The sequence below is a fragment of the Streptomyces sp. NBC_01689 genome, assembly GCF_036250675.1.
Taxonomy (GTDB): Bacteria; Actinomycetota; Actinomycetes; order Streptomycetales; family Streptomycetaceae; genus Streptomyces.
The window spans coordinates 2,976,988-2,992,274 of the sequence record NZ_CP109592.1 but is presented as its reverse complement, the minus strand read 5'-3'; the positions used below and the strand labels follow the sequence as shown (position 1 = coordinate 2,992,274).

General features: G+C 74.8%; 11 protein-coding genes. 7 read left to right on the top strand and 4 right to left on the bottom strand.

The features are described 5' to 3' along the window. Positions 1-8: 8 nt before the first annotated feature. Entirely contained in the window at positions 9-1,274 is a 1,266-nt protein-coding gene (locus tag OG776_RS12640) for a cytochrome P450 (RefSeq protein WP_329320677.1), read from the bottom strand. Next, positions 1,271-2,107, bottom strand: a complete 837-nt coding sequence (locus tag OG776_RS12635) for an alpha/beta fold hydrolase (RefSeq protein WP_148013203.1) — start codon at positions 2,105-2,107, stop codon at positions 1,271-1,273. The genes OG776_RS12640 and OG776_RS12635 overlap by 4 nt, the downstream gene beginning before the upstream one ends. 303 nt (positions 2,108-2,410) lie before the next feature. Between OG776_RS12635 and cyc2 the strand changes: the two genes are divergently transcribed. The 4 genes from cyc2 to OG776_RS12615 all read left to right on the top strand — a co-directional run bounded on the left by cyc2 (position 2,411) and on the right by OG776_RS12615 (position 8,084). Then, the gene (gene cyc2 / locus OG776_RS12630) at positions 2,411-4,798 is read left to right on the top strand and encodes a germacradienol/geosmin synthase Cyc2 (protein WP_329320674.1); all 2,388 of its coding nucleotides are present in this window, start codon (positions 2,411-2,413) and stop codon (positions 4,796-4,798) included. A gap of 318 nt (positions 4,799-5,116) precedes the next feature. After that, positions 5,117-5,776, top strand: coding sequence for a PDZ domain-containing protein (locus OG776_RS12625; RefSeq protein WP_329320672.1), 660 nt, complete (start codon positions 5,117-5,119; stop codon positions 5,774-5,776). A gap of 221 nt (positions 5,777-5,997) precedes the next feature. Next, positions 5,998-7,113, top strand: a complete 1,116-nt coding sequence (locus OG776_RS12620) for an aminopeptidase P family protein (protein WP_329320670.1) — start codon at positions 5,998-6,000, stop codon at positions 7,111-7,113. Between the two features lie 29 nt (positions 7,114-7,142). After that, entirely contained in the window at positions 7,143-8,084 is a 942-nt protein-coding gene (locus OG776_RS12615; RefSeq protein WP_148013202.1) for an aminoglycoside phosphotransferase family protein, read from the top strand. A gap of 678 nt (positions 8,085-8,762) precedes the next feature. Here OG776_RS12615 and treZ read toward each other — a convergent pair. Further along, positions 8,763-10,508: a malto-oligosyltrehalose trehalohydrolase gene (gene treZ / locus OG776_RS12610; RefSeq protein ID WP_148013201.1), complete on the bottom strand. Its 1,746-nt coding sequence runs from the start codon at positions 10,506-10,508 to the stop codon at positions 8,763-8,765. A 196-nt stretch (positions 10,509-10,704) separates the two neighbouring features. Here treZ and OG776_RS12605 point away from each other — a divergent pair, with 196 nt between their 5' ends. The 3 genes from OG776_RS12605 to OG776_RS42440 all read left to right on the top strand — a co-directional run bounded on the left by OG776_RS12605 (position 10,705) and on the right by OG776_RS42440 (position 13,511). Beyond that, positions 10,705-11,256, top strand: coding sequence for a DUF1707 and FHA domain-containing protein (locus OG776_RS12605; RefSeq protein ID WP_148013200.1), 552 nt, complete (start codon positions 10,705-10,707; stop codon positions 11,254-11,256). Positions 11,257-11,508: 252 nt separating this feature from the next. Further along, the gene (locus OG776_RS12600; protein WP_148013199.1) at positions 11,509-12,876 is read left to right on the top strand and encodes a M14 family zinc carboxypeptidase; all 1,368 of its coding nucleotides are present in this window, start codon (positions 11,509-11,511) and stop codon (positions 12,874-12,876) included. After that, positions 12,873-13,511: an SSI family serine proteinase inhibitor gene (locus tag OG776_RS42440; protein ID WP_443077265.1), complete on the top strand. Its 639-nt coding sequence runs from the start codon at positions 12,873-12,875 to the stop codon at positions 13,509-13,511. The genes OG776_RS12600 and OG776_RS42440 overlap by 4 nt, the downstream gene beginning before the upstream one ends. Before the next feature lies 1 nt (position 13,512). On the opposite strand, the gene OG776_RS12590 is transcribed toward OG776_RS42440, so the two are convergent. Further along, positions 13,513-14,763, bottom strand: coding sequence for a M14 family zinc carboxypeptidase (locus OG776_RS12590; protein WP_148013198.1), 1,251 nt, complete (start codon positions 14,761-14,763; stop codon positions 13,513-13,515). Positions 14,764-15,287 lie beyond the last annotated feature (524 nt).

The following is a 15,287-nucleotide window of genomic DNA, read 5'->3' as shown; positions in this document are numbered from 1 at the left end:
CCGCGGGCTCATCCCAGGTGCACCGGCAGGGACTTGAGTCCGTTGATGAAGTTCGAGACGAGCCGGCGCGGGGCTCCGGCCGGGGTCGGCGACGGCACGGCGCGCAGCATCTCCTCGTAGAGCACCCGCAGTTGCAGCCGCGCGAAGTGCGCGCCGAGGCAGACGTGCGGCCCGTCGCCGAAGGAGACGTGGGGGTTGGGGGAGCGGGTCAGGTCGACCCGGTGCGGGTCCGCGAAGACACGCTCGTCGTGGTTGGCCGAGGCGTGGAAGACGACCACCTTGTCGCCCGCGCGGATGCGCCGCCCCGCCAGTTCGGTGTCGACGGCCGCCGTACGGCGGAAACTGAGGACGGGCGGGTACAGACGCAGCAACTCCTCGACGGCGGTGTCGAGTCCGACCCTTCCCGAGCGCAGGGCGGCGTACGTGTCCGGGTTCCGCGCCAGTGTCAGCAGACCGCCCGGCGCGGCGCTGCGCACGGTGTCGTTGCCCGCGACCGTCAGCAGGAAGAAGAACATCTCCAGCTCCGCCGGGGCGAGTTCGGGGTCGCCCGCGAGCGCGGTCAGCACGTCGTCGCCCGGGACGGCCCGCTTGTGGAGCGCCAGCCGGTGCGCGTACGCGAACATGTCCCCCAACCTGGACGGGGAACGCGGATCGACGGGTCTGCCGTGTGCGTCGTGGACGGGCTCGCCCGCCTCGTCGGGGTCCTGGTAGCCGATCACCCTGCGCGTCCAGTGCAGCAGCAGCCCCCGGTCCTCCTCCGGTACGCCCAGCAGGTCAGCGAGGTTGAGCAGCGCGTAGTCGTCGGTCACGGAGGCGACGAGGTCGCAGCGTCCGTCCCCCGCGCGGGCCTCGCGCACCGCGCCCTCGATCAGGGCGCGGGCCCGTCCGCGCACCACCGACGTGAAGTGCTCGATCCGGCGGGGGGTGAAGGCGCGGCTGACCGTACGCCTCAGCCGGCCGTGGTCCGGCGGGTCCTGATTGAGCATCATCCGCCGGATGAACGGCAGGTCGTCCGGGGCGGGATCGCGGATCTGGGTGGCGCCGAGCCACGAGGAGTACGTCACCGGGTCCTTGAGCACCCGCACCACGTCCGCGTGCCGGGTCACCGCCCAGAACCCCGTTCCGGCGGGCCAGCCGAGCACCTCGGGTTCGTCCTGCCAGGCCACCGGGTGGTGGTCGCGCAGCGTGCGGTAGGCGGCGTACGGAATCCCGTCGGCGTACCGGCGGGGGTCGAAGACGTCGGGGACGGGCGGCACGGTCTCCCGCAGGCTCACGCCGCGCTCCCGCCGCCGGCCGCGGCGACCGGCACCGCGCCTCCGGCCCCCGCCGTTCCGCCGTCCTCCGCCGCGCCGAGGAAGGACTCCACCACGCGGATCAGGTCGAGCGGGCTCTCGTCCATCGCGTAGTGCCCGGTCCGCGCCAGTTCGTGGAGTTCGGCGTCCGGGTACCAGCGCATCCAGGTCTCCCGCATCAGGGCGGCCGACAGCGCGGGGTCCAGCGCGCCCGTCACGGCCAGCGCGGGCACCCGGGCGCCCTCGACCTCGGCGTGGAAGTCCGCGCCGGCCCACGAGTCCAGATAGGCGCGGAACGCCTTCGGGTCGCTGAGCGCCAGCGACCGCGTCACCATCCGGTCCAGCCAGGCCGCGGGCAGCCGGCCGCCGGTCGTGAGGTCCATGATGGTCCGCCGGTTCTCCGGCCGGTGCGCCGCGTCCGCGAACAGCTCCCACTGGTCCTCCGGCAGGGGCAGCCCCGACGCGGGTACCGGCGAGACCCCGACCAGCCGGCGCAGCCGGTCCGGGACGAGGGCCAGCAGGCGCTGGGCGACGGCGCCCCCCATCGAGTGGCCGATCACCGAGAACCGGGACCACCCCAACCGGTCCGCGAGCCCGACGACGTCGGCCGCCGCCTCGGAGGTCGTGTACGAGCCCGCGACGTCCCGTGCCTCCCCGTAACCCCTCAGGTCGACCAGCGCGTACTGGAACGCGGCGCGGTCGAGGTCGGGCAGCACGGACGCGTACGCGGACCGGTCGGCGAACCAGCCGTGCACGGCGATCACCTTGTGGGCGCCGTCGCCGTGCACTTCATGGGGGAGCACGAAGGAGGTCATGCGCCCACGGTGGCCCCGCCCGTCCCGGTCGGCAAGACCCCGCACGGGCGACCGCCGCCCGACCGGCACCTCCGGGGCGGTCCGTCCGGTGCGGGTGGTGCGGGTGCGGCCCCGCCGGTCGGGGTGCTCGCGGTCGGGTCGTTCCCGGTCGGGGTGGGGTCCCGCCGGCCCGGGTGCGGCGGCGGCCGTCGCGACCGGCCGCAACCGCCCTGCCGGAACGGCCATTTCGTACGGATTCACGCGATGGTGTGATCATGTCCCGGGCGGTGGATGTGTCCGCGATGCCATGGGTAGGGCCCGGCCATGACGCAGCCGTTCGAACTCCCGACCTTCTACATGCCGTATCCCGCGCGGCTGAACCCGCACCTCGACGAGGCGCGAGCCCACACGGCCGAATGGGCCCGGGGGATGGGCATGCTGGAGGGTTCCGGCATCTGGGAACAGTCCGACCTCGACGCGCACGACTACGGCCTGCTGTGCGCGTACACGCACCCCGACTGCGACGGCCCGGCCCTCTCGCTCATCACCGACTGGTACGTGTGGGTCTTCTTCTTCGACGACCACTTCCTGGAGACCTTCAAGCGCACCCAGGACCGCCGGGGCGGCCGGGCCTACCTGGACCGGTTGCCCCTCTTCATGCCGCTCGACCCGTCGGCCCCCGTGCCGGAGCCGCTGAACCCGGTCGAGGCGGGGCTGGCCGACCTCTGGGCGCGCACGGTGCCCTCGATGTCGCCGGGGTGGCGGGAGCGGTTCGCCGTCTCCACCGAGCACCTGCTCAACGAGTCGATGTGGGAGCTGTCCAACATCGACGAAGGGCGGATCGCGAACCCCGTCGAGTACATCGAGATGCGCCGCAAGGTCGGCGGGGCCCCCTGGTCGGCCGGGCTCGTCGAGTACGCGACCGCCGAAGTGCCCGCCTCCGTGGCCGGGTCGAGGCCGCTGCGGGTGCTGATGGAGACGTTCTCGGACGGCGTGCACCTGCGCAACGACCTGTTCTCCTACCAACGGGAGGTCGAGGAGGAGGGCGAGCTCAGCAACGGCGTCCTCGTCCTGGAGACCTTCTTCGGCTGCACCACCCAGCAGGCCGCCGAGACGGTCAACGACATCCTCACCTCGCGCCTGCACCAGTTCGAGCACACGGCGCTGACCGAGGTGCCCGCGCTCGCCGTGGAGCACGGGCTCACCCCGGACCGGATCGCCGCGGTCGCCGCCTACACGCGGGGACTCCAGGACTGGCAGTCGGGCGGCCACGAGTGGCACCTGCGGTCCAGCCGGTACATGAACGAAGGCGCCCTGGAGGCGGACCGCGCGTTCGGAGCCGGCGTCCTCGGCACCTCCGCCCTGGACCTCGCCGGCCTGCTCTCCGCCGCGGGCGCGGAGCGGCTGCGCGCGTACACCCACGTTCCGTTCCAGAAGGTCGGTCCGTCGCAACTGCCCGACTTCCTGATGCCGTTCGAGGTGACGCTCAGCCCCCACCTCGACGGGGCCCGGCACCGCCTGACCGGCTGGATGCACGCCATGGGCATGCTCCGGGAGGGCGTCTGGGACGAGGACAAGCTGGACGCGTACGACCTCCCGCTGTGCGCGGCGGGCATCCATCCGGACGCCACCGCGGACGCCCTCGACATCAGCTCGCAGTGGCTGGCCTGGGGCACGTACGGCGACGACTACTACCCGCTCGTCCTCGGTCACCGCCGCGACCTCGCCGCGGCCAGGACGGTCACCGCGCGTCTGTCGGCCTGCATGCCCGTCGACGGCGAGGAGGTCCCGGTCCCGGCGAACGGCCTGGAGCGAGGCCTCATCGACCTCTGGCGGCGCACCGTCGCGGACATGACCCCCGACGAACGACGGCAGTTCCGGTCCACGGTCGACGTGATGACGGAGAGCTGGGTGTGGGAGCTGTCCAACCAGATCCAGCACCGCATCCCCGATCCGGTCGACTATCTGGAGATGCGCCGGGCCACGTTCGGTTCGGAGCTCACCATGAGCCTGTGCCGGCTCGGCCACGGCCGGAAGGTCCCGCCGGAGGTCTACCGCAGCGGTCCCGTCCGGTCGCTGGAGAACGCGGCGATGGACTACGCGATGCTGCTGAACGACGTGTTCTCGTACCAGAAGGAGATCGAGTACGAGGGGGAGATCCACAACGGCATCCTCGTCGTCCAGAACTTCTTCGGCTGCGACTACCCGACCGCGCTCGGCGTCGTCCACGACCTGATGACCCAGCGCATGCAGCAGTTCCAGCATGTCGCCGCTCATGAACTGCCGCTTCTGTACGAGGACTTCAAGCTCTCCGCGGAGGCGCGGGAGACCATGGAGGGATATGTCGGCGAGCTGCGGAACTGGCTGGCCGGAATCCTGAGCTGGCACCGGGGCTGCCGTCGTTACGGCGCCGAGGACCTCGCCCGCCGCGCCCACGGCTTCGTACCCGACCTGGTGCCCGGGGTGCCCTTCGGCGGTCCGCGGCCGGGTTCCGCACCGGTGGAGGCGCCGGCCCCGGTGCCCGCGCCCGCGGTCCTCCTGCCCGCCGGGGCGGGAGCGGGGGGCTTCGGCGGCGGGGCGCCCCGCATCCCGAGGGGTACGGGGGCGGCCGCCGAATTCACCCTGCCGCCGCAGACCGCCGGGGACCCCGCGGACACGACGGCTCCGGCGATCCCGGCGTCTCCGGCGGCCTGGACGCCCGCGGCGGGCTGAACGGTTCCTCCGGGGTGGCCGGGGCCGGGGTCCGGACGGGGCCGAGGGAGCACGGGCTCCGGGGCCTCGGTCGGGTGCGGCCTCACCGGTGGGCGGGTGCGCCCCCACCGGTGGGGGCGCGGCCTCACCGTCGGGGGGCTTCCGCGGTGGACGGGTGCGGTCCCGCCCGTCCAGCACGCGCGGCGGCGGAGGCCGGCGGACGGGGGTGCGATGCGAACGCGGGTGTCAGTCTCACTCGTTCGTGAATCGTCCCGCGACGGCGCGCGGGGTAGAGCAACAGCCGGGGGCGGTCCGTAGAGCAGCTGCCGGAGGCGATTCATGGAACAGACCGCGTTGCGTCCCAAGCCGATGCCCGGTCAGGAGCCTGGCGGCGGCGACAGCCGTCCGGCGCCCGCCGCCAGGCGCCCGCACGCCGTGCGCCGTCGCGGCAGGCGGCTGATGTCCCTGCTGTTCGGTCTCCTAGTCGGGACCGTCCTCGTCCTGTCGGGGGTGGGGCTCGGCACCGTCGGTGCCACCGTGATCGGTATGAGCAGGATGGCGGCGCTGCAGAGGGCGGCCGGTGAAGCCGGGGATGGACGGGGGCCGGACAGGGCGCGGGGGCAGGAGGGGAAGCAGGCGCACGGGGGACGGCAGGGCCCGGCGCCGGGGGCGGAGGATGCGAGCGGGTCGTCCCCGTCCGCGTCCTCGCGCGGCGGCACCGGGACGGGGACCAGGGCGGCCCTCGGGGTCGAGGCCGTCGACGCGCCCGGGGGCGCGGGCGCGCTGATCACGGCTGTCCACGACCCCGGCCCGGGCCGCACGGCCGGTCTGGTCCGCGGCGACGTGCTCGACGCCCTCGGCGGCACCCGCCTCGGCTCGGCCGCCGACCTGGCGCGGGCCGTCGCCGCGGCGGACCCGGGCCACGCGGTGACGCTCGCCGTGCGCCACGCCGACGGCGGCCGGCAGCGGCTGACCGCCGTCCCGGGACTCGTGACCTGACGAGGGCGGCGGCCCTCCGCACCGGCTGCCCGGCCCGGGCCGGCCGGCAGGGCGTCGGGCGCGGTCGCGAACCGTGGGATCCGGGCGGTGCGGAGGCATACGATCGTCCCCAGGACCCCCGGACCGGCTCCGGGACCGTCGCGAGCGGCTCGCGGGCACCGCGTCGGAGGGGCAGGATGCTGCCCGTGGCCCCTGGGGAACGCGGACACGCGGAGGCATGGATGACCGGCACGCCCACACCTTTCACCGCCGGTGACTACGAGGCCCGGATGCGGCGCGCCGCCGAGGCCGCCACGGAGGCCGGACTCGCCGGTCTGCTGGTGGCGCCGGGGCCCGACCTGGTGTGGCTGACCGGCTACCGGCCGGTGGAGACCGAGCGGCTCACCCTGCTGGTCCTGCGGGCGGGCCAGGACCCCGTGCTGGTGGTGCCCACCCTGGAGGCCCCGGACGCGGCGGCCGCCGCGCCCACGCTCGCCCTCCGCGACTGGACCGACGGCAAGGACCCGTACGAGGCCACCGCGTCCCTCGTCGACGCCGACGGCCGCTTCGGCGTCAGCGACAACGGCTGGGCACTGCACCTGCTCGGCCTCCAGAAGCGCCTCCCGGACTCCCGCTACGTCGCCCTCACCGAAGCGCTGCCGATGCTCCGCGCCGTCAAGGACGTGGCGGAACTGGAACGCCTGGCGGCCGCGGGAGAGGCCGCCGACGCGACGTACGAGGAGATCCGGAAGGTCCCCTTCGGCGGACGCCGGGAGAGCGACGTGGCGGCCGACATCGCCGATCTGCTCCGGCAGTTCGGGCACTCCCAGGTCGACTTCACGATCGTCGCCTCGGGATCCAACGGCGCCAATCCGCACCACGAGGCGAGCGGGCGTGTCATCGAGCGCGGCGACATGGTCGTCCTCGACTTCGGCGGTCTCAAGCACGGCTACGGCTCCGACACCTCCCGCACGGTCCACGTCGGCGAACCGGACGCGGAGGAGCGCGAGGTCCACGACGTGGTGCGTGCGGCCCAGGAGGCGGGTGTCGCGGCGGTCCGGCCGGGAGCCGCCTGCCAGGACGTCGACCGGGCGGCCCGCGCGGTCGTCGCCGAGGCGGGGTACGGGGACCGCTTCATCCACCGCACCGGGCACGGCATCGGCGTCACCACGCACGAACCGCCCTACATGATCGAGGGCGAGGAGCAGCCCCTCGTACCCGGGATGTGCTTCTCGGTGGAGCCCGGCATCTACCTGCCCGGCCGCTTCGGGGTGCGGATCGAGGACATCGTGACGGTGACCGAGGAGGGCGGATGGCGCCTCAACACCACGTCCCGCGAGATGGCGATCGTCGACTGACCGGCCACCGGGAGCGGCACGGCGCGACCATGCCCCGGGCACCCGAGCCGGCACCCGCACCGACCGTCGAAACGGTCCGCCGGCTGGTCCGTCCGCTCATCGCCGGAAGCGGGCCGGACGACGCCGGCCCCGAGGTGCGGCCCGTCGCGGAGAGCGGCGGACACACCACCTGGTGGGTCGGCGGCCGGCATGTGCTGCGGCTCACCCGGGACCGCGAGGCCGCGACGCGCGCCCGCCGGGAGCTGAGGGTGCGCGACCTGGTCCGCCCTCTGGTCGGGGTCGCCGTGCCGCGGAGCGTCGCGCACGGGGACTGGGCGGTCGGACTGGCCTACACCCTGGACACCAGGGTGCCCGGGCGTTCCGGCGAGGCACGGGACGTCTCGGCCGTCGGGGAGGCCGACCTGGCCGGGCTGCTCACCGGGCTGCGCGAGGTGTCGGTCCGGCAGGCGGAGTCGCTCGGTGTGCCCCGGGCCGAGCCGCGTTCCCTGGAAGAGCTGCGGGCGGCCGCCGAGCGCGCCGTCGGGCGCCTGGCCGCCGAGGACGAGTTCGACGCCGGGAACCTCGCCCAGCTCACCCGGGACGCCGCCGGCCGGCTCGCCGCCCCGGCCGCGGGCGCCGTCCTCGTGCACCACGGGCTGAGGGGCGACCACCTGGTGGTGAGCGCGGACGGCAGGGTGCGGGGCGTTCTCGGCTGGACCCACGCGGTGCTCGGTGACCCGGCCGAGGACATCGCGGGGCTCGCCGCGGCAGTCGGCGCGCCCGCCGCCGTACGCGCCGCGACCCTCGCCGGATATGGCGCCCGCCCCTGTCTGCGCGGTCTGTGGCTGGCCCGCTGCGACACGGTGATCCGGCTCGCCGACCGGCTGGCGGCCCAGGCCGGCCGGCCCCTGGCGCCCCTGCGGAACCAGCTCCTGCGCGCCTGGGAGTCGATCCTCCTGGAACGGGTCACGGAACTGCCGGGCGACGGCTGAGGCACCCGACGGCCCGGCTCCGGGCCGCCCCGGAGCGTACGGAGCCGTGCCGCCGGAGCCCCACCGCACGCCCGCGCCGTCGGGCTCGGTCGCCGCCGCGGGCGGTGCGTGGGCCGGTGTCCCGGGAGCGGCGGTCCGTCGTACGGGCCCACGGTGCCGACCGACCGTACGGGTCCGCCGCGACCGCGGGGGTACGGGTCCGCCGCGCACCTTCCCCGTGCGGGGTGCGTCGCATGTGGGCCGGTGACCGGCGGTCGTGGGTCCACCGGGCTGGTCGGCCGGACGCGTCGACCGTACGGGTCCGCCGCACACGTCGGTCGCACACGTCCGCCCTGCGCGGACGGCCGGGCCCGCCACGAGCGAGGGCGTACGGGTCCGTCGCACGCGTCAGCCGTGCGGGGACCGTCGGGCCCCACCGCGAGCGCGGGCGTACGGGTCCACCGGGCCGGTCGGCCAAACGCGTCGGCCGTACGGGTCCGCCGTGCGCGACGCCACACCCGGCCCCCGTAGCCGGTGCGCGCGCGGGCGGGCCGAGGTCGGCGGCCCGCCGCGCACGTCCTCCGCGCACGTCCTCCGCGCACGTCCTCCGCGCATGTCCTCCGCGCACGTCCTCCGCACGTTCCGCCGTCCGCGGACAGCGGACGGCGTGCGGTCCGCTGTCCGGTCGGCCCGTACGCCTCACGCCTGCGTCAGCACCACGCACGACTCGCCGGGCACGCTGAGCAGCCCCTCCGCGTCCGGCGTCCGCACCGGCTCCCACGCGGCCAGCACGCGTGCCCGGCTCAGGCCGAGCGGGATCGCGGCGGTCTCCTTGCCGAGGTTCACCGCCACCCGGATGTCCCCGCGCCGCAGGGCGAGCCAGCGGGCGTCCTCGTCATGGGCGATCCTGACGGCGGCGAGGTCGGGGTCCGAGAGGTCGGGATGGCGCCGGCGCAGCGCGATCAGGTCCCGGTACCAGGCCAGCACGCGCGCGTGCAGCGCCCGCTCCGGCTCGGACCAGTCCAGACAGGAACGCTCCCGGGTCGCCGGGTCCTGCGGGTCGGGCACGTCCTCCTCGGCCCAGCCGTGCGCCGCGAACTCCCGGCGCCTGCCCCGCCGTACGGCCTCCGCCAGCTCGGGATCGGTGTGGTCGGTGAAGAACTGCCAGGGCGTGCCCGCGGCCCACTCCTCGCCCATGAACAGCATCGGGGTGAAGGGTCCGGTCAGCGTCAGCGCGGCCGCGCAGGCCAGCAGCCCGGGGGAGAGCGACGCCGAAAGGCGGTCACCCTGGGCGCGGTTGCCGATCTGGTCGTGGGTCTGCGCGTAGCCGAGCAGCCGGTGCGCCGGGACCCGGGTCCGGTCGAGCGGGCGGCCGTGGCGCCGTCCCCGGAAGCTCGAATACGTGCCGTCGTGGAAGAAGCCCGCCGTCAGCGTCTTCGCGAGCGCCGCGAAAGGGGTCTCGGCGAAGTCCGCGTAGTAGCCCTGCGCCTCACCGGTCAGCGCCGTGTGCAGCGCGTGGTGGAAGTCGTCGTTCCACTGCGCGTGCAGTCCGAGACCGTTCTCCTCGCGGGGGGAGATCAGCCGGGGGTCGTTCAGGTCCGACTCGGCGATCAGGAAGAGCGGCCGGCCCACTTCGCCGGCGAGTGCGTCCACGGCCGTGGACAGCTCCTCCAGGAAGTGCAGCGCGCGGGTGTCGCGCAGCGCGTGCACCGCGTCCAGCCGCAGTCCGTCCAGCCGGTGGTCCCGCAGCCACGCCAGCGCGCTGCCGACGAGATACGACCGCACCTCGTCGGAGCCGGGCGCGTCCAGGTTCACAGCCGAGCCCCAGGGCGTCTGATGGGTGTCGGTGAAGTACGGCCCGAAGGCCGGCAGATGGTTCCCGGACGGCCCGAGGTGGTTGTGCACCACGTCGAGGACGACGCCGAGACCCAGCTCGTGCGCCCGGTCGACGAAACGCTTCAGCGCCTCGGGGCCGCCGTACGGCTCGTGCACCGCCCACAGCGAGACACCCTCGTAACCCCAGCCGTGCCGCCCGGGGAACGGGCACAGGGGCATCAACTCGACGTGCGTGACCCCCAGTTCAGCGAGATGGCCGAGTCGCCCGGCGGCCGAGTCCAGCGTGCCCTCGGGGGTGTACGTCCCCACGTGGAGCTCGTACAGGACCGCGCCCTGGAGCGGACGCCCGGTCCACTCGGCGCGCCAGGCGTACCGGTCCTGGTCGACCACCGCGCTCAGCCCTTCGGGGCCGTCCGGCTGCCTCCGCGAGCGCGGATCGGGCAGGACGGGTCCGTCGTCCACCGCGAATCCGTAGCGCGTCCCGTCCCGCGCCTCCGCGTCTCCCGTCCACCATCCGGCGCGCTCCGGATCGCGCTCCAGCGCGCTCACGGCGCCCTCGCAGTGGAGTGCCACCCGGTCGGCCTGCGGTGCCCACACCTCGAACCGCACTGACGGTTCCCCCTTGTCCGCTCTCCGTGACGTAGCCCGTGTCCATGGTGCGGCACAGGAGATCGATTCGTGCTCCTCTCCACCCGTTTGCCGCACGTCGGTCACGTGATGGACGCGCGGCGGGAACGTGTCGCCCGGCGGCGGCGGTTCCCGGGTCTTCTGGACACCCCGCTCCTCCTGACCGACAATCACCAGCGTGACGTCGTCCTTCGAGTTCCACACGTACCCCGCGCGGTTGTCCGACGCGGAGCGCGACCGGGCGCTGAAGGCGCTCCGTGACGGCGTCGCGCTCGGACGTCTCTCGCACGACACGTTCGTCCGCCGCATGGAGCTGGCGCTCTCCGCCCGCCGGTCCGACGAACTCGCCGCGCTCACCGCCGACCTGACCACCGAGGGCCGCTGGTCGAAGCTGGTCTTCGGCACCGTCGAGGCGGTCTCCGGATTCACCGTACGTCTGCGCAGGGCCTGGCAGGCCGAGCGGCTCCCGAAGCTGCTGCTGCCCCACCCGGGCAACGGCTACCCGTTGCGGATCGGCCGTGATCCCGCCAGCGGGCTGCGGCTCAACCACGAGACGGTGTCGCGGATCCACGCCGAGCTGAGCCGCCAGGGCGGCCTGTGGGTGCTGCGCGACCTGGGGTCGACCAACGGGACGACGGTCAACGGGCGGCGGGTGATCGGCGCCGCCGTCGTCCAGGACGGCGACCAGATCGGATTCGGACGGATGCTCTTCCGGCTGTCCTCGACCTGACCTGACCTGACCTGAGCTGACCGCTCGGCCGGCCCGGCCGGGACACCGTTCGCCGCCGGGGCGTCCGGGCGCGGCCGGTCCACGCCACGCGCCCGGTCCGTCCGCCCTCCGGGCGGTCCGAACGAGCTCTGGCCTTGGTTTCACTCAGCGATTTCCTCGGCTTCCCTTCCGTTCCGCGGTGTTGACGTACCTTCGCAGTCGTGACTGACTGTGCGTACACCGTGTGCATCTGGTGAAGCGACGGCACCGTATGTGTGGAGGTGCGCCCTGCCGCCACTCCTCCGCTACCCGACCGTGGACGAGCTGGGTGCCCGTGCCGCCGCGCTCGTGGCCCGCCGCCCGAAGGACGCCCGGCTGCGCCGCGTGGGCACCTCCCGGGCGGGCACCCCCCTCTGGCTCCTGTCCGTCGGACACGGCCACCGCCAGGCCCTCGTCGTCGCCGGACCGCACGCCAACGAGCCGGTGGGCGGCGCCACGGTCCTGCGCCTCGCCGAACGGGTGCTCGCCGACCCCCGGCTTCGCGAGGGCGCGGACGCCACCTGGAACCTGCTGCTCTGCCTCGACCCCGACGGCTCCCGCCGCAACGACGCCTGGCTGCCCGGCCCCTACACCCTCGGCCGCTACTTCCGGAACTTCTTCCGCCCCGGCTTCGTCGAACAGCCCGAGTGGCTGCCCGAGGGCGCGGACCGCGTGACCCTGCCCGAGACCCGCGCCCTGCTCGACCTCCAGGACGAACTGCGGCCCTTCTTCCAGTGCTCCCTGCACGGCGTCGACGTCGGCGGCGCCTTCGTCGAGCTGACCCGCGAACTGCCCGGCCTCGCCCAGCGGGTCGCCCACACCGCCGCACGGCTCGGCATCCCGCGCGAGCTCGGACCCTACGACACCCTCTACTGGCCGAACCTGGGGCCCGCCGTCTACCGCATCCCGCCGCCGCACCGCGGCGACCTCGCCGCCGCGATCACCGAGGCCGCGGTGGAGTCCACCTGGTTCCATCCGCACCGCCACGGCACCGTCACGGCGGTCGTCGAGGCACCCATGTGGGGCGTGGCGGCCGTGGAGGACGCCGGCCGGCCCGCCGACGCCGACGCGGTGCTGCGCTCCGTCAGCCACACGCTGCGCCACGACACACGCGTCCTGGAGGACATCCTCGCGCGGGTCCGCCCCGGCCTCGGCACCGCTCCGGACGCGGCCCGCCTCCTCGCGCCGGTCGACGACTATTTACTGGTCGGACCCGGCCTCGCGGACTCCTGGGACCCCGATCTGCGGGACTCCGGATCGCGGCCCCTGCCCTCGCTCGGCACCGCCCGGCTCATGTCCCTGCGCCTGTCCGGGCGGCGGGTCGCGCTGCGCACGGCCGGACTCCTCCACCAGCTCGTCACCGCGTCCGGGTGCGACCCGCGCGGGGCGCTGCCGGAGCTGGACCGGCTGATCGACGCCTGGTGCGCCGACTACCGCGAAGGCTGCGGCGCGCGCTGGGTCCCGGTCGCACGCCAGGTCGAGTACCAGGCACGTGTGGTCATCGCCGCGTTCGAACTCGCCGGACGGTACGCGCCGGTGGGCTCCCCATCGGGTGAGACGGGCTGGAGTTCACCGGCCGTCCTGCCGATGCACCGGGAATGACGAGAACCACCGAAGCGCTGCGCGGCGTCCTGTCGGCCGCGGCGGTCCTGCTCACGACCGCCGCGACGCCGGTCGGGGCCACGGCTTCCGAACCGACGTGGGTCGGGGTCACTGTTTCCGAACAGCCGCCGGTGACCTCGGGGCGGGGCGCCTCCGGCGACTGGCTGTACCTCACGGTCACCCGGGGCGAGGCCTCTCCCGTGACGTTCTCACCCGTCCGGGTGCCCGCCGGGAATCCCGTCGGCGCACCTCCCGGGGCGCCGTCACGCGCCTCCCGGGTGTCCCTCCGCCCGATGCCCCGGCCGGCACCCTTCCGCGAGGGGACCACGCCCGGCACCGGCATCCGCCGCCCCGGCCCCCGTCACCTCGACACCCCCGGCACGCTCCTGCTCTGCGCCCCGCCCCGGGGCCCGCACCGCCACGCGGAACGGGCCTGTGCCGAACTCGCGGCGGCCGGGGGCGACATCGGGCGGATCCCGGCCACCCCGGGCGCCCTGTGCCCCATGATCTACGCGCCGGTCACCGCCGCCGCGCGCGGCGAGTGGAACGGCCGCCCGGTCACCTACGCGCGCACCTTCGCGAACTCGTGTGTGCTGGGCGCGGACACGGGCGCGGTGTTCGCCCTGGGGGAGTAGTTCAGACCGCGCCGTCGCGCGCGTGCAGGGCCGCCGCGACCACGGTGCGGGACTGGTGCTCGACCTGGTGCTGCAGCGGCACCCAGCGGGCGCCGAAGCGTTCGGCGAAGGCGTCGCTCCAGGAGGCGACGAGGCGTTCGAGGCGCGGCGCCGCCCGGTCGTCGGCCTCCTGGAGGACGCGCAGCAGCATCGCCGCCGCCCGCAGCGGCAGCCGGCGCCCGAACGCGTCCACGCTGCCGACGTACGCCCTGGTGGTGTCCGCCGGCGGTGTCCTCGTCCAGTCGTCGGCCAGTCCCGGTATCAGCTCCAGCGCCCACTTGGCGGCCCTCAGCAGCGGCCCGTCGGGGCCGGGCAGCCGCGGTACGACCTCCGTCAGCACCGCCTCCACCTGGTGCGCGTCCAGCCGCAGCCGGCGGGCCAGACCGCGCATCGCGGAGGCCGGCGCCGGGTGCGGCGCGGGATCGGCGACCAGGTCGCTGGCCCACATCGGGACCTCGACGACCGCGGTCAGCCCTCCGTACCGGTGCGCGTGGTACCAGGTGCTGTGCCGTGCGTCGTCGGGCATGCTCGGGTAGGCCGCGTCCGAGCCGGGGGCCGGCATCACATGCACACCGGGCCCGGAGGCCGGCCATCCCGCGGCGTCCGACGCGCCGGTCTCGACCGGGATGTGCAGCTCGGCCGCGGATTTGGCGAACGGTTCGGCGAGCCCCGGGATGTCCTTGGTCAACTGCACCCAGCTGCCGCCGAGATCGGTGCCGTGCAGGGTCACCTGGAGGTAGGGCCGCAGCTCGTCGATGACCCGGAGGAGGGCGCGCGTCTCCGGTGGGAGCCGGTCGGGCGGCAGCACGGACGGCGACCACTCCGGCTGCTCGGGTCCGGCCGGACGGAAGAAGCCGAGGTGGTAGTCGAGCAGCGTGCGCGGTGCCGGTGTCACATGCAGGCTGGCCCCGTCCGGGTCCGCGCAGAGCAGGAAGTGCCACGAGGTACCGGCCCGTAACTCCTTGTCGTACAGCACGCGTTCGGCCAGGGACAGCAGGGTCGAACCGCCGGCCGGCTCATTGGCGTGGGCCCCGGCGACGACGAGGACCGCGCGCCGCGCGTGACCGACGGACAGCAGGTGGAGCGGCCTGCCCGCGCGGGAGACCCCGATCTGCCGGAGCCTGCTGAGGCCGGGCCGATGAGCCGCCAACGCCCGTGCGGACGCGACGATTTCGGTCACACTGGGGTAACGCAGCTCCTGCAGGAGACTCACCCCCGACCGGTCCGCCCTGCGTCGCTGTCCGCAGTACTCCACGGACGGGGTCAACTGTCAAGCGGCGGCCGGAGCGCCCCGGCGGCGCCGGCCGTTCCCGCGCGCGGGTTCGGGAGGCGCACACGCCCGAAAGCGCGAGGTCCCGCCGGGACGCGCGTGGTCCTCCCGCGGGTGCGGGCGTTCCACGGCCGCCGGTTCACGTCACCCGTACGGGTGTACCGAGCCGAGTCCCGCGGGGAGACGGCCAGACGGCGGTCGGCCGTCCGACCGCCTGGCCGTCCGTCCGGCCGCCCGGCAGCCCCACCGTCCGGCCGGACGGCCCGACTGTCCGACGGCTCGGGCCCGGCCGTCCCACCGTCCGGCCGGTCCCTCCGCCCGGCCGACGGAGGGACCGGCCGCCGCACCGGCCCCCCGACTCGCCGGGTGCCTTCCGCGCCCTCGTACGACGCCGCCGCCCTCCCGGGGGCGTCACCCGGTCCCGGATTCCGCCCCAGGACGCGCGGCGCCGTCCCTCCGCACGTCAA